Annotated in this window: 34 protein-coding genes; all 34 read right to left on the bottom strand. The window is 41.3% G+C overall.

The genetic code is table 11. The annotated features are described in order from the left end of the window. Window positions 1-11: 11 nt before the first annotated feature. The 34 genes from ACKXGF_RS00890 to rpsJ all read right to left on the bottom strand — a co-directional run bounded on the left by ACKXGF_RS00890 (window position 12) and on the right by rpsJ (window position 17,499). Entirely contained in the window at window positions 12-809 is a 798-nt protein-coding gene (locus tag ACKXGF_RS00890; protein ID WP_411954460.1) for an energy-coupling factor transporter transmembrane component T family protein, read from the bottom strand. Beyond that, complete coding sequence (locus ACKXGF_RS00885) at window positions 806-1,672, bottom strand: energy-coupling factor transporter ATPase (RefSeq protein WP_411954459.1); 867 nt, start codon at window positions 1,670-1,672, stop codon at window positions 806-808. Before ACKXGF_RS00885 ends, ACKXGF_RS00890 begins: the two co-directional genes overlap by 4 nt. Continuing rightward, window positions 1,648-2,484 carry an energy-coupling factor transporter ATPase gene (locus ACKXGF_RS00880; protein ID WP_411954458.1) on the bottom strand — a complete coding sequence of 279 codons (837 nt, stop codon included), beginning with the start codon at window positions 2,482-2,484 and terminating at the stop codon, window positions 1,648-1,650. Before ACKXGF_RS00880 ends, ACKXGF_RS00885 begins: the two co-directional genes overlap by 25 nt. Window positions 2,485-2,579: 95 nt before the next feature. After that, window positions 2,580-2,942, bottom strand: coding sequence for a 50S ribosomal protein L17 (gene rplQ / locus ACKXGF_RS00875; RefSeq protein WP_167263391.1), 363 nt, complete (start codon window positions 2,940-2,942; stop codon window positions 2,580-2,582). 44 nt (window positions 2,943-2,986) lie between these two features. Further along, window positions 2,987-3,931: a DNA-directed RNA polymerase subunit alpha gene (locus ACKXGF_RS00870; RefSeq protein ID WP_167263389.1), complete on the bottom strand. Its 945-nt coding sequence runs from the start codon at window positions 3,929-3,931 to the stop codon at window positions 2,987-2,989. Between the two features lie 166 nt (window positions 3,932-4,097). After that, window positions 4,098-4,499 carry a 30S ribosomal protein S11 gene (gene rpsK / locus ACKXGF_RS00865; protein WP_167263387.1) on the bottom strand — a complete coding sequence of 134 codons (402 nt, stop codon included), beginning with the start codon at window positions 4,497-4,499 and terminating at the stop codon, window positions 4,098-4,100. 26 nt (window positions 4,500-4,525) lie between these two features. After that, entirely contained in the window at window positions 4,526-4,891 is a 366-nt protein-coding gene (rpsM, locus tag ACKXGF_RS00860) for a 30S ribosomal protein S13 (protein WP_167263385.1), read from the bottom strand. Window positions 4,892-4,915: 24 nt separating this feature from the next. After that, window positions 4,916-5,029 carry a 50S ribosomal protein L36 gene (gene rpmJ, locus ACKXGF_RS00855; protein ID WP_167263382.1) on the bottom strand — a complete coding sequence of 38 codons (114 nt, stop codon included), beginning with the start codon at window positions 5,027-5,029 and terminating at the stop codon, window positions 4,916-4,918. Window positions 5,030-5,063: 34 nt separating this feature from the next. Then, on the bottom strand, window positions 5,064-5,282 hold the full coding sequence (infA, locus tag ACKXGF_RS00850) for a translation initiation factor IF-1 (protein WP_411954457.1): 219 nt from the start codon (window positions 5,280-5,282) through the stop codon (window positions 5,064-5,066). Further along, window positions 5,260-5,598, bottom strand: a complete 339-nt coding sequence (locus tag ACKXGF_RS00845) for a KOW domain-containing RNA-binding protein (RefSeq protein ID WP_167263378.1) — start codon at window positions 5,596-5,598, stop codon at window positions 5,260-5,262. The genes infA and ACKXGF_RS00845 overlap by 23 nt, the downstream gene beginning before the upstream one ends. 16 nt (window positions 5,599-5,614) lie before the next feature. Beyond that, complete coding sequence (gene map, locus ACKXGF_RS00840; protein WP_167263376.1) at window positions 5,615-6,361, bottom strand: type I methionyl aminopeptidase; 747 nt, start codon at window positions 6,359-6,361, stop codon at window positions 5,615-5,617. Further along, window positions 6,358-7,011 (bottom strand): adenylate kinase, encoded by a 654-nt coding sequence (locus ACKXGF_RS00835; protein WP_167263374.1) that lies wholly within the window; start codon window positions 7,009-7,011, stop codon window positions 6,358-6,360. The genes map and ACKXGF_RS00835 overlap by 4 nt, the downstream gene beginning before the upstream one ends. 41 nt (window positions 7,012-7,052) lie before the next feature. Beyond that, window positions 7,053-8,345, bottom strand: a complete 1,293-nt coding sequence (secY, locus tag ACKXGF_RS00830; RefSeq protein WP_167263372.1) for a preprotein translocase subunit SecY — start codon at window positions 8,343-8,345, stop codon at window positions 7,053-7,055. Further along, window positions 8,345-8,785 carry a 50S ribosomal protein L15 gene (gene rplO, locus ACKXGF_RS00825; protein ID WP_167263370.1) on the bottom strand — a complete coding sequence of 147 codons (441 nt, stop codon included), beginning with the start codon at window positions 8,783-8,785 and terminating at the stop codon, window positions 8,345-8,347. The genes secY and rplO overlap by 1 nt, the downstream gene beginning before the upstream one ends. A 34-nt stretch (window positions 8,786-8,819) precedes the next feature. Then, entirely contained in the window at window positions 8,820-9,002 is a 183-nt protein-coding gene (gene rpmD, locus ACKXGF_RS00820; RefSeq protein ID WP_167263368.1) for a 50S ribosomal protein L30, read from the bottom strand. A 12-nt stretch (window positions 9,003-9,014) separates the two neighbouring features. Further along, complete coding sequence (gene rpsE / locus ACKXGF_RS00815; protein WP_411954456.1) at window positions 9,015-9,518, bottom strand: 30S ribosomal protein S5; 504 nt, start codon at window positions 9,516-9,518, stop codon at window positions 9,015-9,017. Window positions 9,519-9,542: 24 nt separating this feature from the next. Further along, a complete protein-coding gene (gene rplR / locus ACKXGF_RS00810) occupies window positions 9,543-9,905 on the bottom strand; it encodes a 50S ribosomal protein L18 (RefSeq protein WP_167263363.1) in 363 nt (120 codons plus the stop codon). Window positions 9,906-9,937: 32 nt separating this feature from the next. Further along, the gene (gene rplF, locus ACKXGF_RS00805) at window positions 9,938-10,474 is read right to left on the bottom strand and encodes a 50S ribosomal protein L6 (RefSeq protein ID WP_167263360.1); all 537 of its coding nucleotides are present in this window, start codon (window positions 10,472-10,474) and stop codon (window positions 9,938-9,940) included. Between the two features lie 30 nt (window positions 10,475-10,504). Next, window positions 10,505-10,903 (bottom strand): 30S ribosomal protein S8, encoded by a 399-nt coding sequence (rpsH, locus tag ACKXGF_RS00800; RefSeq protein ID WP_411954455.1) that lies wholly within the window; start codon window positions 10,901-10,903, stop codon window positions 10,505-10,507. A 29-nt stretch (window positions 10,904-10,932) separates the two neighbouring features. Continuing rightward, complete coding sequence (locus ACKXGF_RS00795; protein ID WP_167263356.1) at window positions 10,933-11,118, bottom strand: type Z 30S ribosomal protein S14; 186 nt, start codon at window positions 11,116-11,118, stop codon at window positions 10,933-10,935. Window positions 11,119-11,142: 24 nt separating this feature from the next. Further along, complete coding sequence (rplE, locus tag ACKXGF_RS00790) at window positions 11,143-11,682, bottom strand: 50S ribosomal protein L5 (protein WP_167263354.1); 540 nt, start codon at window positions 11,680-11,682, stop codon at window positions 11,143-11,145. A gap of 26 nt (window positions 11,683-11,708) precedes the next feature. Next, window positions 11,709-12,020, bottom strand: a complete 312-nt coding sequence (rplX, locus tag ACKXGF_RS00785) for a 50S ribosomal protein L24 (RefSeq protein WP_167263352.1) — start codon at window positions 12,018-12,020, stop codon at window positions 11,709-11,711. A gap of 38 nt (window positions 12,021-12,058) precedes the next feature. Then, window positions 12,059-12,427 carry a 50S ribosomal protein L14 gene (gene rplN, locus ACKXGF_RS00780; RefSeq protein WP_167263349.1) on the bottom strand — a complete coding sequence of 123 codons (369 nt, stop codon included), beginning with the start codon at window positions 12,425-12,427 and terminating at the stop codon, window positions 12,059-12,061. Between the two features lie 42 nt (window positions 12,428-12,469). After that, window positions 12,470-12,733, bottom strand: a complete 264-nt coding sequence (rpsQ, locus tag ACKXGF_RS00775; protein ID WP_167263347.1) for a 30S ribosomal protein S17 — start codon at window positions 12,731-12,733, stop codon at window positions 12,470-12,472. A 19-nt stretch (window positions 12,734-12,752) separates the two neighbouring features. Next, entirely contained in the window at window positions 12,753-12,956 is a 204-nt protein-coding gene (gene rpmC, locus ACKXGF_RS00770; protein ID WP_167263345.1) for a 50S ribosomal protein L29, read from the bottom strand. Continuing rightward, entirely contained in the window at window positions 12,946-13,380 is a 435-nt protein-coding gene (rplP, locus tag ACKXGF_RS00765; RefSeq protein ID WP_167263343.1) for a 50S ribosomal protein L16, read from the bottom strand. The genes rpmC and rplP overlap by 11 nt, the downstream gene beginning before the upstream one ends. A gap of 18 nt (window positions 13,381-13,398) precedes the next feature. Then, window positions 13,399-14,040, bottom strand: coding sequence for a 30S ribosomal protein S3 (gene rpsC / locus ACKXGF_RS00760; RefSeq protein WP_167263341.1), 642 nt, complete (start codon window positions 14,038-14,040; stop codon window positions 13,399-13,401). A gap of 3 nt (window positions 14,041-14,043) precedes the next feature. Then, entirely contained in the window at window positions 14,044-14,388 is a 345-nt protein-coding gene (gene rplV, locus ACKXGF_RS00755; RefSeq protein WP_167263339.1) for a 50S ribosomal protein L22, read from the bottom strand. A gap of 19 nt (window positions 14,389-14,407) precedes the next feature. Beyond that, window positions 14,408-14,686 (bottom strand): 30S ribosomal protein S19, encoded by a 279-nt coding sequence (rpsS, locus tag ACKXGF_RS00750; protein WP_167263337.1) that lies wholly within the window; start codon window positions 14,684-14,686, stop codon window positions 14,408-14,410. 45 nt (window positions 14,687-14,731) lie between these two features. Beyond that, complete coding sequence (gene rplB / locus ACKXGF_RS00745; RefSeq protein WP_411954454.1) at window positions 14,732-15,571, bottom strand: 50S ribosomal protein L2; 840 nt, start codon at window positions 15,569-15,571, stop codon at window positions 14,732-14,734. A 31-nt stretch (window positions 15,572-15,602) separates the two neighbouring features. Continuing rightward, window positions 15,603-15,893, bottom strand: a complete 291-nt coding sequence (rplW, locus tag ACKXGF_RS00740) for a 50S ribosomal protein L23 (protein ID WP_167263334.1) — start codon at window positions 15,891-15,893, stop codon at window positions 15,603-15,605. Beyond that, window positions 15,893-16,516, bottom strand: coding sequence for a 50S ribosomal protein L4 (rplD, locus tag ACKXGF_RS00735; protein ID WP_411954453.1), 624 nt, complete (start codon window positions 16,514-16,516; stop codon window positions 15,893-15,895). Before rplD ends, rplW begins: the two co-directional genes overlap by 1 nt. 27 nt (window positions 16,517-16,543) lie before the next feature. After that, window positions 16,544-17,170: a 50S ribosomal protein L3 gene (gene rplC, locus ACKXGF_RS00730; protein WP_306977611.1), complete on the bottom strand. Its 627-nt coding sequence runs from the start codon at window positions 17,168-17,170 to the stop codon at window positions 16,544-16,546. 20 nt (window positions 17,171-17,190) lie between these two features. Continuing rightward, window positions 17,191-17,499 (bottom strand): 30S ribosomal protein S10, encoded by a 309-nt coding sequence (gene rpsJ / locus ACKXGF_RS00725; RefSeq protein ID WP_306977613.1) that lies wholly within the window; start codon window positions 17,497-17,499, stop codon window positions 17,191-17,193. Between the last annotated feature and the right edge of the window lie 32 nt (window positions 17,500-17,531).

Genomic DNA, 17,531 nt, shown 5'->3' with positions numbered 1-17,531 from the left:
TTGACTCCCCTTTACCCTATCATCAGATAAATTAATATCGTTGCCGTCGTCATCAGGCATACGACGATATAATCCATTGTCCTAAAAACGATTTGCCGATAAGATGTACGATGGTCAGCCCCTTGGTAACCTCGCGCCTCCATCGCCATCGCTAGAGCTTCAGCCCGTTTAAAAGCACTGATGAACAACGGAATTAACAACGGTAATAAAGCTTTAAGTCGGTCTCGAAGTCGTCCTTGCGTATAATCAAGACCTCTAGCTGCTTGCGCCTTTGCGATCTTATCCATCTCTTCTGTCATGGTTGGGATTAATCTTAATGAGATCGCCATCATAATCGCCAATTCATTGACAGGAAGACCCAACCTAGTCAACGGCGTTAAAAACCACCTCATCGCATCTGTGACCGCTAACGGCGGTGTCGTTAATGTTAGGAGTGTTGCCATGACAATCATAAGAAGCAAACGACTCGCAATCTCGCCACCTTGTATAAAACCTTGGTCATAAATAACGAACCCAAACACATCAAATAAGGCTTCACCATCACGTTGGAATAACACATGAAAGATAAAGGTAAAGGCCACGAGCCACCAAACTGGCTTTAATCCTTTGATTAAATAAGTGACCGGAATTGTAGATAATAAAACACAACCCAATACGAACCCGTATAATAAGCTATAAATCAACAAGCGATCGATAACGAACATCGTGATCACAAACAAAATAAGCGAGATGATTTTCGTCCGTGGATCTAATTTATGTATGAATGATTCTCTCGGAATATACTGGCCTAAAATAAATGATTGCGTCACTTGTCAGCACCAGCCTTTATCCGCTTGATTAAAGCCTGGCTAACTGTATCGACCGTCGCTTCATGTTCATTCCAGTTCACATCTAAAGTTTGTTTCATGTAATCAACGAATTTAATCGATTCAGGAGCAGTTAAACCAATCGCTTCTAACTGATCTCGTTTTTCTATTAAACGTTTCGGTGAGGTCACACTGTCGATACAACCGTCATTTAATACCACAAGCTGATCAGCATTCGCCATAGCATCTTCCATATTATGAGTCACTAAAACGACCGTTTTACCCTTTTCTTCATTTAGATATCGAAATAATTGCAGCAGCTGTTTTTTACCCACTGGATCTAGCCCTGCTGTCGGCTCATCTAAGACAAGTACTTCTGAATCTAAAATTAACACACTTGCTAAGGCGACCCGCTTCATTTGTCCACCACTTAATGTAAAAGGAGACCGTTCTAAAAATGATTCATCAAGGCCAACTTCCTGCAAAACTTGAGGCAATTGAGCTTCAACTTGTCCGAGATCTAACCCAAAATTCTTCGGACCAAATAACAACTCTTGTTTGACGGTTTCCTCAAATAATTGATGCTCTGGATATTGAAATACAAGACCAACTCGCCTTCGCAATTCTTTTAACGGTTTAGATTTAGCACCTGGTAATCTAGTGTCACCAATCGTGACAGTACCTGATGTTGGTTGTAATAACCCATTTAACTGTTGTAGCAAGGTCGACTTTCCAGAGCCTGTTCGACCGACAATAGCTGTGAAAGACTGTGATGGAATCGTAAAGGAAAGTCCTTGTAAGGCAACATGCTCGAGTGGCGTATTCGGTTGATAAATATAGTCTACGTCTTCAAATACAATCTCCATAATTCATCCACCAGTTCTTCATAATGTAAGGGTTCTTGCGTTATATCAATCGACTGTCTAGTTAATTGCTGATAGACTTTAGTGACAAATGGTGGTTCAAGACCTACCTCATGTAATTGATCACCTTTCTCTAGTAACTCTCTTGGCTTTCCATCAAACCAAACGGTTCCTTCATCCAGTGTAATCACACGGTCAGCTAAAGCAGCTTCATTCAAGTCATGCGTAACCATAATAACCGTGACACCAAGTTGTTCTTGAAGTTCTTGAATGAGTGATAGCACTTGTTCCTTCCCGATCGGGTCTAACATTGAGGTGGCTTCGTCTAACACAATCACTTCTGGCTGCATGGCTAATACACTCGCTAAAGCCACACGTTGCTTTTGACCACCCGACAACCGAGAAGGTTCGTGATCCTTATAAGCTGTCATGCCGACCTGTTCAAGGCTTTGGTCGATCCGTTTAATGATCGTTTCACGTGGGACAGCTAAGTTTTCTAACCCAAAGGCCACATCATCAGCGACGGTAGTTCCGACAAATTGGTTTTCAGGATTTTGAAAAACCATCCCAATTTGTGTCCGGACTTGGTGTTTCGATTCATCAGTTAAGACAGTATGATTTACCTGTACAACACCACTTGTTGCTAAACATAATCCGTTAAGCAATTTGGCTAATGTTGACTTGCCTGAACCATTACGTCCAACAATCGCGACCCATTCACCCGGTTCGATGGTGAGATTAATGTTTTCAAGTACATGACTTGCTTCGTTTTGATAACGAAACGAAACTTGCTCCAGCTCAATCAATCCACGCACTCCTTAGGTTTACTTTCTGTCATTATAGCATAAAAAAAGGGTTCAGTTCTCAATTATATGAGATCTGAACTCCCCTCTTTTATTGATTCATTCAATTAGTCAACTAATTCAATAATCACTGTTTTTGCTCCGTCACCTTTGCGTTCACCTAGTTTAAGGATACGAGTGTATCCACCTTGGCGCTCTTCAAAACGTGGAGCAATATCAGAGAATAATTTTTGTAACGCGTCAGTACCTTCTTCATCTGCTTCAACTTTGCGCAAGAATGAAGCTGCTTGTCGACGAGCATGAAGGTCACCACGCTTACCTAGCGTAATAATTTTCTCAACGACTGGGCGTAACTCTTTCGCTTTTGATTCTGTCGTTTCAATGCGCTCATGAACGATCAGATCAGTCGCTAAGTTACGTAGAAGAGCCATACGTTGTTCAGTCGTACGACCTAATTTCGCTTTTGCCATCCTTAAAGACCTCCTTTGCATAGAGATTGACTGTGCTGCATCTATTAATCGTCTTTACGTAAGCCTAAGTTAAGGGCATGAAGTTTGTGTTTCACTTCATCAAGAGATTTACGTCCTAAGTTACGAACTTTCATCATGTCTTCTTCAGATTTCTGTGTTAGTTCTTGTACAGTATTGATTCCCGCACGTTTTAAGCAATTATATGAACGAACTGATAGATCCAGTTCTTCAATTGTCATTTCTAACACTTTTTCTTTTTGGTCTTCTTCTTTCTCGACCATAATATCTGCGCTTTGTGCTTCGTCTGTTAAGCCAACAAAAACATTTAAGTGCTCAGTGAACACTTTAGCACCTAGAGAAATAGCTTCTTCAGGGCGAATGCTTCCGTCTGTCCACACATCAAGCGTCAATTTATCATAATTCGTGACTTGACCAACACGTGTATTTTCGACTTGGTACGTCACACGTTCTACTGGTGTGAAGATTGAATCAACTGGAATAACGCCAATTGGTTGTTCGTCTTTTTTGTTATACTCTGCTGGGCGATAACCACGGCCTTTTTCAGCATTAATTTTCATGCTTAATTTACCGTTACCAGTGATTGTCGCAATCTTTAGCTCAGGGTTTAATACTTCAACATCGCTATCATGTTGAATATCTGCAGCTGTGACGTCACCTTCACCACTTGCGTCGATTTCTAATGTCTTCGCATCATCAGAATAAATCTTCAAAGCTAGCTTTTTCAGATTTAGAATAATGGTCGTGACATCTTCCATCACATAATCAAGTGTTGTGAATTCATGTAACGCTCCTTCGATTTGTACGGAGGTTACAGCTGATCCTGGTAGGGAGGATAATAAGATACGACGTAAGGAGTTCCCCATCGTTGTACCATATCCACGCTCTAATGGTTCAATTACGAATTTGCCGAATTTAGCATCGTGACTAACTTCGACCGTTTCCACTTTCGGTTTTTCAATTTCAATCATTCACAAAACCCTCCTTCAAAACGTCGAAAAAACGATGAGATCCATCGTTATTCCCAAAACGGGCGGGATCCACGCTGAAACGCGGATCAATCCCAAAATAACCGTGCTATACTTTTAAAGCTATCATATCCCATTATAGACGGGCTGACAAATTATATACGCCAGATTAGACACGACGACGTTTTGGTGGGCGGCAACCATTGTGAGGTACTGGGGTCACATCAACGATTGCAGTGATTTCTAAACCTGCAGCTTGTAGTGAACGAATCGCTGCTTCACGACCTGCACCTGGGCCTTTTACAGCCACTTCAATAGTTTTCATGCCGTTTTCTTGAGCTGTTTTCGCCGCTACTTCTGAAGCCATTTGTGCTGCGAATGGTGTTGATTTACGTGAACCACGGAAACCTAAGGCACCAGCACTGCTCCACGCAATAGCATTACCATTCGTGTCTGTAATCGTCACAATCGTATTGTTAAATGTTGAACGAATGTGAGCAACACCAGATTCTATATTCTTTTTCACACGGCGCTTACGACGTGTTTGGTTTTTATTAGTCTTACGAGCCATGACAAGCATACCTCCTTTTTAATCAATTATTTTCTCTTATTCGCTACTGTACGACGTGGACCTTTACGTGTACGAGAGTTGTTCTTAGTCTTCTGACCACGTGTTGGTAAGCCACGACGATGACGGAGTCCACGGTATGAACCAATTTCAATTAAACGTTTGATGTTAAGTGACTCTTCACGACGTAAGTCACCTTCAACTGTATAATTGTCTGTTGCTTTACGGATGTTAGCTAACTCTTCTTCCGTTAGATCACGGACACGAGTTGTTTCACTAACGCCTGCTTCTGCAACAATTTCACTAGCTGTTGTGTGGCTAACACCATAAATGTATGTTAACGCGATAACAACACGCTTCTCACGTGGAATATCTACACCTGCAATACGAGCCATGAGTGCATTGCACCTCCTTTTGTTTTAGCCTTGTTTTTGTTTGTGTTTAGGATTTTCGCAAATTACCATTACTTTACCCTTACGGCGGATTACTTTACACTTTTCACAAATTGGCTTGACTGAAGCTCTTATCTTCATTCTTCCTACCTCCTTTTGGATCGGAGTCTTTTCGTTATTTATAACGATACGTGATACGACCTCTTGATAAATCATAAGGTGACATCTCTACTGTCACTTTGTCGCCTGGTAAAATACGAATGAAGTGCATACGAATCTTACCAGAAACATGGGCTAGGATTTCGTGTCCATTTTCTAACTCTACTTTAAACATTGCGTTCGGTAAAGTTTCCTGGACCGTTCCTTCCAATTCAATTACATCGTCTTTCGCCATCGAGAGAATCTCCCTTCTTCCAACCTGTCATCAGTTCGTTGACAAATTTTGATATTGCGAAGCGAAGTTTTCCATTAGTCACTCGACCTGTTTCTTCTAAGCTGCGGTTTACTTCTGGAGAAACATAATCAATCAATTCGACATGATGAAGGTTCTTTCGTTTAGGTCGATCGAACTTGCGCTTTTCACCATCTGCTAGCTTAACAAACTTCTGGTCATCAAATCCAATAATAACCGCGTATTGGTCTGATTCTCTTCCTCGTTTTATCCTCACTAACTGTCCTAACTCCGGACATCGCGAATCTCCATCGTTCAACCGTCATCACCTTCACTTAAGCTTTTGTCAATATTTCATAACCATCGTCCGTTACCACAACTGTATGCTCAAAGTGAGCACAATTTGCTTCGTCAGCTGTTACAACGGTCCAATCATCGTCTAATGTTCGTACGTAACGCTCACCTTGGTTAACCATTGGTTCAATGGCAAGCACCATACCTTTTTTCAAACGCGGTCCTTTATTAGGAGGCCCAAAGTTTGAAAGATGCGGATCTTCGTGAAGATCTTGGCCAATACCATGGCCACCGTATTCTTGCACGATCGTGTAACCGAAAGGCTCAACATAACTTTGAATCGCATGTGAAATATCTGTTAAACGATTACCGGCTTTGACCTGTTCTAAACCTTTGAATAAAGATTCTTCTGTCACATCCAGTAAATGTTGTGTTTCTTCGCTAATCTCACCCACAGCATAAGTCCAAGCCGAGTCACCATGATAACCTTGATATTCAGCACCAATGTCGATACTGATAATATCGCCATTATTTAATGCTCGATCACTCGGAATGCCATGGACAAGTTCTTCGTTAACAGAGACACAAATACTACCACTAAAACCGCTATATCCCTTGAATGAAGGGATGGCATCATGATCACGAATAAATGCATCCGCAATGTCATTTAACCGATTTGTTGTAACACCTGGCTTAATGTGTTTCGCTAACTCTTGATGCGTTAACGCTACAATTTTACCAGCGTGTCTCATGATTTCAATTTCTCGCGGCGTTTTACGAATAATCATTTAGCTAAGCCTCCGATAATATCATCGATTTGCTCGAACACGTCATCGATATGTTGATCACCATTCACATCAACTAGGTAACCTTTGTCACCATAATAATCTAATAATGGTTTCGTTTGTTCCATGTTAACATTTAGACGATTTCTTACCGTTTCTGGCTGATCGTCTTCGCGTTGAATTAACGTTGCTCCATCAATGTCACACTTACCGTCTTCTTTCGGTGGATTGAATTCCACATGATAAGTTGCACCACATTCAGGACAAATACGACGGCCTGTTAAACGATCGACTAATTTCTCTTCCGGTACTTTTACATGAATGACGTAATCTAAACTTGTATCTAATTCACTAAGCAAGTTTTCGAGAGCCTCAGCTTGAGCAACTGTTCTCGGAAAACCATCTAATAAAAAGCCTTTCTCACAGTCAGGCTTGCTTAAACGTTCTTTAACAATGCCGACTGTCACTTCATCAGGGACTAAGTCACCTGCATCCATGTAAGACTTTGCTTCTTTTCCTAAAGGTGTTCCTTCTTTGATCGCAGAACGGAACATATCTCCAGTTGAGATATGAGGGATATCATACTTTTCTACGATTTTTTCTGCTTGAGTACCTTTCCCAGCACCTGGCAGTCCCATCAAAATAAGATTCATATCTTTCCCCTCGCTCTCAGTTATCCGTTACATCAGAGCGACTATTTAATAAAGCCGCGATAATGACGTTTTACTAATTGGCTTTCTAATTGTTTCATTGTATTTAATGCAACACCGACAACGATTAGAAGACTGGTACCGCCAATTTGAACAGAAGTAGGTAAGTCAGCAATACTTCCTAACATAATCGGGAAGATCGCAACAACAGCTAAGAATAGCGCGCCTACAAATGTTAAACGATACATGACACGTGTTAAATACGTCTCAGTATTCTTACCTGGTCGAATACCTGGTACATATCCACCTTGCTTCTGTAAGTTCTCAGCCATTTGTTCAGGGTTAACTTGAACGAATGTATAGAAATACGTGAACGCAATAATTAAGCCAAAGTAAATGACCATTCCTACAGGCTCAGTGTAATCGAATACCCAAGCCATTGTCTGTGCAAATTCGTTACCTTCAAAGAATTGGGCTATTGTCCGAGGTGCCATAATAAACGCAATTGCAAAAATGATCGGAATAACGCCTGCTGCATTTACCTTTAATGGTAAGTGAGTTGACTGTCCTCCAACTGGAGAACGGTTAACAGTTCTTTTTGCATACTGAATCGGAATCTTACGTAATGCTTGTTGAATAAAGATAACGCCTACGATTACAGCAATAACAACAAGACCTATAATTCCTATTACAGCCAAGTTAATGAACAGTTGATCACCAGCACCAGAAATATAAGTTTCATAAAGCTGGTTCACACCATTTGGTAGTCCGGCCACAATACCTGCAAAAATGATAATTGAAATTCCGTTACCGACACCAAATTCAGTGATTTGCTCACCAAGCCACATCAAGAAAGTCGTTCCACCAGTTAGGACAATGGCAATCGTTAAGTAAGTCACAATCCCTGGATTACTTATTAATGCACCATCAGTCATCTGGTTGAACCCAATAGACATTCCGATACCTTGGAGAAATGCTAAAACCACTGTGAAATAACGTGTAAATTGAGCTAATTTACGACGTCCCATTTCACCTTGTTTACGCCATTCAGTAAACTTTGGAACAACATCCATTTGTAACAACTGCATGATAATCGCAGCTGTGATGTATGGGAAGATGTTCATCGCAAAGATCGAAAACTGACTTAATGCGCCTCCTCCGAATGTATCAATAAACCCAAAGCTATTGGTTTCATTCATCATTGTAAGAGCATCACTATCAGTGAACGGAACAGGGATGAATGTTCCTAGTCGAAATACAATTAAAATGGCAAGCGTGAACAGGATTTTTTGTCTAATGTCGGCCACGCGAAACAAATTGGAAAATGTGCGGAACATTAAATCACCTCAGTTTGACCGCCTGCCGCTTCAATTGCTTCTTTCGCTGAAGCAGAGAACTTATCAGCTTTTACAGTCAATTTTTTATCTAGACTTCCATCGCCTAGGATCTTAACGCCTGCTTTAACTTTGCTGATAGCACCAGTTTCTAGAAGAAGTTCTGGTGTTACTTCCGTTCCTTCATCGAAACGATTAAGAGTTTCTAAGTTTACAATCGTATATTCTTTACGGTTAATGTTTGTGAAACCACGCTTCGGAAGGCGTTGGTAAATAGGCATTTGCCCACCTTCGAAACCTGGACCGATGTTACCGCCAGAACGCGCTTTTTGACCTTTATGGCCACGACCTGATGTTTTGCCGTTACCAGTAGCCATTCCGCGACCTACACGATTACGTTTTTTACGAGAGCCTTCAGCTCCTTTTAACTCATGAAGTTTCATTCGTCGAGCACCTCCTCTTTACGTTAATCGTTACTTACGCTTCTTTTACCTCAACTAAGTGGGATACTTTGTTGATCATGCCACGAATCGCTTCTGTATCGTCATGAACGACTGATTGTCTGATTTTATTAAGACCTAGTGCTTTAACCGTGTCGCGCTGGTCTTGCTTACGGCCAATTACACTACGTGTGAGGGTAATTTCTAATTTGTTAGCCATGTTTATCCCTCCTTATCCTTTCAGTTCCTCAACAGATTTGCCGCGAAGTCTCGCAACTTCCTCTGCTGTTTTAAGTTCGCTTAAACCTCGAATTGTCGCACGCACCATGTTAATCGGTGTGTTAGATCCTAGTGATTTCGATAGGATGTCGTGCACACCTGCTAATTCTAACACCGCACGAACTGGGCCACCTGCAATAACTCCTGTACCTTCAGTAGCCGGTTTTAGTAAGATGTTACCTGAACCAAATTGACCATGAATTTGGTGAGGAATTGTTGTATTAACAATCGGTACACGTACTAAATTACGTTTACCTTCTTCGATCGCTTTACGAATAGCTTCTGGTACTTCGTTCGCTTTACCAGTACCGAAACCAACGTGACCATTTTTGTCACCGACAACAACAAGTGCTGTGAAACGGAAACGGCGACCACCCTTCACAACTTTTGCGACACGATTAACCGTAACGACACGTTCTTCAATATCAAGCTTACTTGGATCGATTTGTGTATGCATGCTTTTCCCTCCTTTATAACTTAATTAAAATTCTAATCCTGTTTCGCGTGCAGCATCAGCTAATGCTGCTACTCGGCCATGGTATAAGTAACCACCACGATCGAAAACAACGGATTGATAACCTTTATCTGTTGCACGTTTAGCGACTAATTCACCGACTTGTTTTGCAGCTTCAACATTTCCAGTTGCTTCTCCGTTGAATTCTTGATCAACTGTAGAAGCACTTGCAACTGTTACTCCAGCAAAGTCATCAATTAGTTGTGCATAGATGTGTTTATTTGAACGGTAAACATTTAAGCGTGGACGCTCAGATGTACCGACTAAATCGCGACGAACACGGGTATGACGCTTTTTACGAGCAGCGTTCTTATCTTGCTTCGTAATCATCTAGGTCACTCCTTTCTGTCTCTTAACGGAAATTATTTAGCACTCTTACCTTCTTTAGTGCGTACATGTTCATTTTCATAACGAAGACCTTTACCTTTGTAAGGTTCAGGTGTACGAATTGAACGGATGTTAGCTGCTGCCGCACCGACTCTTTCTTTATCGATTCCTTTGATTACAATACGTGTATTCGTAGGACATTCGATATCGACACCTTCGATCGGGTCGATTTCAACTGGATGAGAGTAACCAGCGTTTACGACAAGCTTTTCACCTTGCATTTGCGCACGGTAACCAACACCATAGATTTCTAAAGCTTTTTCGAAACCTTTAGAAACACCTTCAATCATGTTAGCAATATTACTACGAGTAGTACCGTGGATTGCGCGGTGTGCTTGTTTTTCACTTGGGCGTACGACTGTTAACTCTTGACCATCAATTTTAACGTCCATGTCTTGATGGATCGTGCGTGATAGTTCGCCTTTAGAACCCTTCACTGTCACAACGTTACCATCAACACTTACCTCAACATCATTTGGGATTTCAATTGGTTTTAAACCTACACGTGACATTCATTACACCTCCTGACTGTTCATTAGTGATTACCAAACGTAAGCTAGCACTTCGCCGCCTACCGCTTTTTGACGAGCTTCTTTATCCGTTAATACACCGTGGGATGTCGAAACAACAGCGATACCTAACCCGTTAAGGACACGTGGAACCTCATCAGATTTCACATAAACACGCAGGCCTGGCTTACTGATTTTCTTAATTCCTGTAATAACACGCTCGCTATCAGCACTGTATTTTAAGAATAGACGTAGAACGCCTTGTTTATTATCTTCAATGAATTCGTAGTCACGGATGAAACCTTCACGCTTTAGAATATCAACGATTTCTTTTTTCAAGTTAGAAGATGGTACTTCTAATTGATCGTGACGTGCCATATTGGCGTTACGAATTCGTGTTAATAGATCTGCAATTGGATCTGTCATTGCCATTTCTGATTACCTCCTTCCCGACTCTGGGCTTACCAACTAGCTTTTTTCACGCCTGGAATTTGTCCTTCGTATGCTAATTCACGGAAACAAATTCGGCATAATTTAAATTTGCGAATAACTGAATGTGGACGGCCACAACGTTCGCAACGTGTATATTCACGTACTTTAAATTTTTGATTACGTTGTTGTTTCGCGACCATTGATTTCTTAGCCACAATTTTCCCTCCTTTAGGTGAAAGTTACTGTCTGAAAGGCATTCCGAATTGTGAAAGTAATTCACGAGATTCTTCATCCGAGTCAGCAGTTGTAACAATTACGATATCCATACCGCGTACTTTGTTAACTTTATCGTAATTAATTTCCGGGAAAATCAACTGTTCTTTAACACCTAGTGTGTAGTTACCGCGTCCATCAAATGCTTTGCTTGAGATACCACGGAAGTCACGTACACGTGGTAGTGAAACAGCAATAAGCTTATGAAGGAACTCGTACATACGCTCACCACGTAGTGTTACTTTAGCTCCGATTGGATTACCTTGACGAAGACGGAATCCAGCAATAGATTTCTTCGCTTTTGTAATCACCGGTTTCTGACCGGAAATTAATTCTAATTCTTCTACAGCGTTATCTAACGCTTTTGAATTCTGAACAGCGTCGCCAACACCCATGTTGATCACAATCTTTTCAATTTCAGGTGCTTGCATAACTGAATCATATTCAAATTTATTCATTAAACTAGGTACAACTTCTTCTTTGTACTGCTTTTTAAGTGCGTTCATCAAGTAGACCTCCTTTCCTCACAAAACTATTTATCTAAAGGTTCACCAGATTTCTTTGCGATGCGAACTTTCTTACCGTCACGTACTTCATGGCCAACACGGGTTGGTTCATTTGTGTTCGGGTCGACAGGCATCACGTTAGAAACATGAATTGGCGCTTCTTGGTTTAAAATTCCGCCCTGTGGATTTTCTTGAGATGGTTGAGAGTGTTTCTTCATGTAGTTAACACCTTCTACCACAACGCGTTCCTTCTTAGGAAATGATTCTAAAACAGTGCCTTCTTTTCCTTTGTCTTTACCGGAAATGACTTTAACTTTGTCGCCTTTTTTTACATGCATGAATCGTGCACCTCCTTAACAAGGCTTTATTTTCTCTATTATAAAACTTCTGGCGCTAGGGAAACGATCTTCATGAATTTGTTTTCACGTAGTTCACGTGCAACAGGTCCGAAGATACGTGTTCCGCGTGGGCTTTTATCGTCACGTACGATAACAGCAGCGTTTTCATCAAAACGAATATATGAACCGTCTTTACGACGTACGCCTCTCTTAGAGCGAACAATAACAGCTCTTACGACTTCGCTTTTTTTAACAACGCCTCCTGGTGTTGCTTGTTTCACTGTGCAAACGACAACATCACCAATATTCGCTGTTTTACGTCCTGAACCACCTAGTACTTTGATCGTTTGTACTTCACGGGCACCAGAATTATCAGCTACTTTTAAAGTACTTTCTTCTTGGATCATACAATTGCTACCTCCCTTCGGAAATACTCCGAGTGAACTTTATTAAATAACAACAGCTTCTTCTACGATATCTACTAGACGGAAACGTTTGCTAGCTGATAAAGGACGTGTTTCCATAATACGAACGACGTCGCCTTTCTTAGCTTGGTTGTTTTCGTCATGTGTTTTGAATTTCTTAGAATATTTAACACGTTTGCCGTATAGTGGGTGGAACTTATAAGTCTCAACTAAAACCGTGATTGTTTTGTCCATTTTGTCAGAAACAACACGACCACTATAGACCTTACGAGAATTACGATCAGCCATCGAGGTAACCTCCTCTCAATTATCGATTATTTACGCCGATTTCTCTTTCACGAATCACTGTTTTCATACGTGCAATTGACTTGCGTACTTCACGGATACGTACAGTGTTCTCTAACTGTCCCGTAGCAAGTTGGAAGCGTAGGTTAAACAGTTCTTCTTTTAATGATTTGACCTTTTGTTCAATTTCGGCAGTGGTTAGTTCTCTGATTTCATTAGCTTTCATTGCTATCACCACCAATTTCTTCACGTTTTACGAACTTCGTTTTTACTGGAAGTTTGTGCGATGCAAGACGTAGTGCTTCACGAGCAACCTCTTCACTTACACCTGCTACTTCAAACATAATCTTTCCTGGTTTTACGACAGCTACCCAGCCTTCTGGAGCACCTTTACCGGAACCCATACGTACTTCTAATGGTTTAGCTGTTTTTGGCTTATCTGGGAAGATCTTGATCCAGACTTTACCGCCACGTTTCATATAACGAGTCATTGCAATACGAGCAGCCTCGATTTGACGACTTGTAATCCATTCACCTTCAAGAGCTTGTAAGCCATATTCACCGAATGTCACCTCTGTACCACCTTTGGCTTTACCTTTAAGGCTAGTACGGTGTGGCTTACGATATTTAACGCGTTTAGGCATTAACATATTGCTGATCCTCCTTCCTTATCCATCATTTTTTGTTGGAAGGACTTCACCACGATAGATCCACACTTTAACACCTAACTTACCGTAAGTAGTGTCAGCTTCTGCATTACCGTAATCGATGTCTGCACGAAGAGTGTGAAGTGGAACAGTTCCTTCGCTATATTGTTCGATACGAGCCATATCCGCTCCGCCTAGACGACCAGAAACTTGTGTTTTAACACCTTTAGCTCCTGAACGCATAGCGCGTTGAATAGCTTGTTTTTGTACACGACGGAAAGAAACACGATTCTCTAACTGACGTGCAATATTTTCAGCAACTAATGTTGCATCTAGTTCAGGTTTCTTAACTTCTACAATGTTGATATGAACACGTTTACCAGTTAAATGGTTTAGTTCATTACGTAAGTTTTCAACTTCTGAACCACCTTTACCAATGACCATTCCTGGCTTAGCGGTATGAACAGAAATGTTAACACGGTTTGCAGCGCGTTCAATATCAACTTGTGAAACGCTTGAGTCTTTTAAGCGCTCTGTAATATATTCACGAATTTTAATGTCTTCATGTAAAAGATCTGCGTATTCTTGCTCAGCGTACCATTTTGACTCCCAGTCACGAATGATACCGACACGAAGACCTTTCGGGTTAATTTTTTGACCCACTATTTATCCCTCCTTCTTTTCTGATACCACGACTGTAATGTGGCTTGTGCGCTTGTTAATAGCAGTTGCACGGCCTTGTGCACGTGGGCGGAAACGTTTAAGTGTTACGCCTTCATTAACGTATGCTTCAGAAACAACTAAGTTATCAACATCTAATTCATAATTGTGTTCTGCGTTTGCGATAGCAGAGTTTAATACTTTTTCAATGTCTGGTGTCGCTGCACGGTTTGTGTGCTTAAGTGTTGCGATAGCTTCGCCTACATCTTTTCCTCGAATTAAATCGATAACTAAACGAGCCTTACGAGGAGCGATACGAACCGTTTTAGCTACAGCTTTAGCTTGTTGCATCATGCAAACCTCCTCTCATCTAGCGTTTTGTTTTCTTATCGTCACCTGCGTGACCTTTAAACGTTCGTGTTGGCGCAAATTCACCTAATTTATGACCGACCATGTCTTCAGTCACATAAACAGGGACATGTTTACGACCGTCGTAAACAGCGAATGTGTGTCCTACGAACTGTGGGAAAATGGTAGAACGACGTGACCAAGTCTTAATAACTTGTTTATCGTTTGATTCATTTAATTTCTCGACTTTTTTCATCAGATGATCGTCTGCGAAAGGTCCTTTTTTCAAACTACGACCCATTAATAAGCCTCCCTTCATGTTTAAGCAACATGTTGCTTAGCAGCATTATTTCTTCTTCTTCTTACGACGACGGACAATATATTTGTCTGAGTCTTTATTACGTTTACGCGTTTTGTAACCAAGTGTTGGTTTGCCCCATGGTGTAACTGGAGAAGGCATACCGATTGGTGCGCGTCCTTCACCACCACCGTGTGGGTGATCACTAGGGTTCATAACAGAACCGCGTACTGTAGGGCGAACGCCTTTCCAACGACTACGACCAGCTTTACCGACTCTGACTAGTTCATGTTCGTTGTTACCAACTTGACCGATTGTTGCACGGCAAGTACCTAGGATACGGCGAGTTTCACCAGACGCTAAACGAACAAGTACATATTTCTCTTCACGTCCAAGCACTTGAGCTTGTGCACCTGCTGAACGAACTAATTGGCCACCGTGACCTGGTTTAAGTTCAACATTATGAACAGTAGTACCGACTGGAATATCTTTTAGAGGTAATGCATTACCTGTTTTAATATCTGCTTGCTCACCTGATTGAATTTCTTGGCCTACTTTTAGACCTCTAGGTGCTAGGATATAGCGTTTTTCACCATCAGCATAATGGATTAGTGCAATGTTTGCTGAACGGTTCGGATCGTATTCGATCGTAGCAACGTGTCCTGGTATACCATCTTTGTCACGCTTGAAATCGATGATACGATACTTGCGCTTATGTCCTCCACCTTGATGACGAGTGGAAATTCTCCCTTGGTTGTTACGACCTGCTTTGTTTTTAAGCGGCGCAAGTAAGGATTTTTCCGGCGTGGACGTCGTGATCTCTTCATTTGTCAATGTTGTCATAAAGCGACGTCCATTTGTGGTTGGTTTATACTTTTTAATCGCCATCGTGATTTCCCTCCTTTTAGTAAATTATTTATTATACTGTTTCAAAGAAGTCTAGCTCTTCACTGTCTTCAGTGAGTTGAACGATCGCTTTTTTACGGTCAGGGCGGTAGCCACCGTAACGACCCATTCTTCTAAACTTACCTTTAACGTTAATGGTATTAACTTTTTCAACTTTAACATTGAAAATTTCTTCTACTGCATTTTTGATTTCTGTTTTGTTAGCTGATTTCAATACTTCGAATGTATATTTTTTCTCAGCCATCAAATCCGCAGAGTGTTCGGTAATGATTGGGCGCTTAATGATATCTCTTGCCTCTTTCATTATGAAAGCACCTCCCCTGCTTGTTCAGCTGCTTCTTTAGTGATTAGCAGCGCGTCATGCTTCATTAAATCTAAAACATTGATGTCATCAACTGTTAACACTTCAACTCCTTGAAGGTTGTTAGCTGATAGAGCAACGTTTTCGTTTTCATTAGCTGTTACGATCAGTGCTTTACCATCGATATTAAGATTGCTTAGCAATGTAACAACTTCTTTTGTTTTCGGTGCTTCGAAGTTTAATTCGTCTAGCACATAGATCTCGTCTGACTTCACTTTTGAAGCTAACGCTGATAATAGCGCTAAACGACGAACTTTCTTAGGTAGCTTGTAGCTGTAGCTACGTGGTGTAGGGCCAAACGCAGTTCCGCCACCAACCCATTGAGGTGAGCGAATTGATCCGTGACGTGCACGACCAGTACCCTTTTGGCGCCATGGTTTACGTCCACCACCGCTAACTTCTGAGCGACCTTTTACTTTATGAGTTCCTTGACGCAAGTTTGCTTGTTGCATAACAACAGCGTCGTGTAAGACAACTTCATTCGGCTCAATACCAAATACGTTCTCTGCAAGTTCAGCATCGCCAACTTGAGAACCCGTTTGGTTATATAGTGCTACTTTAGGCATGACATTTCCTCCCTTCGTTAGTTATTGTTACGCCTTAACTGCACTTGAAATTTTTACGTAAGATTTTTTAGCGCCTGGAACATTACCTTTAATAAGGATTAAGTCGTTTTCAGCGTCCACCTTAACCACTTCAAGGTTTTGGATTGTAACTGTTTCTCCACCCATTTGCCCAGGGCCTTTCATTCCTTTAAATACACGTCCTGTGTCCATTACACCAATTGAACCTGGTGAACGATGGAAATGGGAACCGTGTGTTTCAGGTCCACGACCTTGATTATGGCGCTTGATTGCACCTTGGAAACCTTTACCTTTTGAAGTACCTGTGACATCTACCATTTGTCCAGGTTCAAACATATCAACGCTCAATACTTGACCTTGTTCATAATCGTCAAGATTCACGTCACGGATTTCACTAACGAAGCGCTTAGGTTCAGCTTCTGCTTTCTCAGCATGACCTTTCTCCGCTTTCTTAACACGATTAGGTTTTTCATTTGAGAAACCAACTTGGATCGCTTCGTAACCATCATTTTCTTCTGTTTTCTTCTGAAGAACAGTATTACCTTCAGCTTGAACGACTGTGACCGGTAGTTGTTCACCGTTTTCAGAGAAAACTTGCGTCATACCGATTTTGCGTCCTAAGATTCCTTGCGTCATCCGTCACACCTCCTAAAAATTTATAATTTAATTTCAATGTCTACGCCAGACGGTAAATCTAAACGCATCAATGAATCCACTGTTTGTGGTGTTGGGCTCAAAATATCAATCAAACGCTTATGTGTACGCATCTCAAATTGCTCACGAGCATCTTTGTACTTATGTGTACCACGTAAGATTGTATAAACAGAGCGTTCTGTCGGCAATGGAATTGGACCAGACACCTCTGCTCCAGCGCGTTTTGCCGTGTCCACGATTTTCTCAGCTGACTGATCTAAAATCTTGTGTTCATACGCTTTTAATCTGATACGGATCTTTTCGTTTGCCATTACTTTCCCTCCTTTGTCGCCTATCTTTTCAA

This window comes from Alkalibacillus sp. S2W, from assembly GCF_046764385.1.
GTDB lineage: Bacteria > Bacillota > Bacilli > Bacillales > Alkalibacillaceae > Alkalibacillus > Alkalibacillus almallahensis.
The sequence above is the reverse complement of the archived record's forward strand: the minus strand, read 5'-3'. Positions and strand labels throughout refer to the sequence as shown.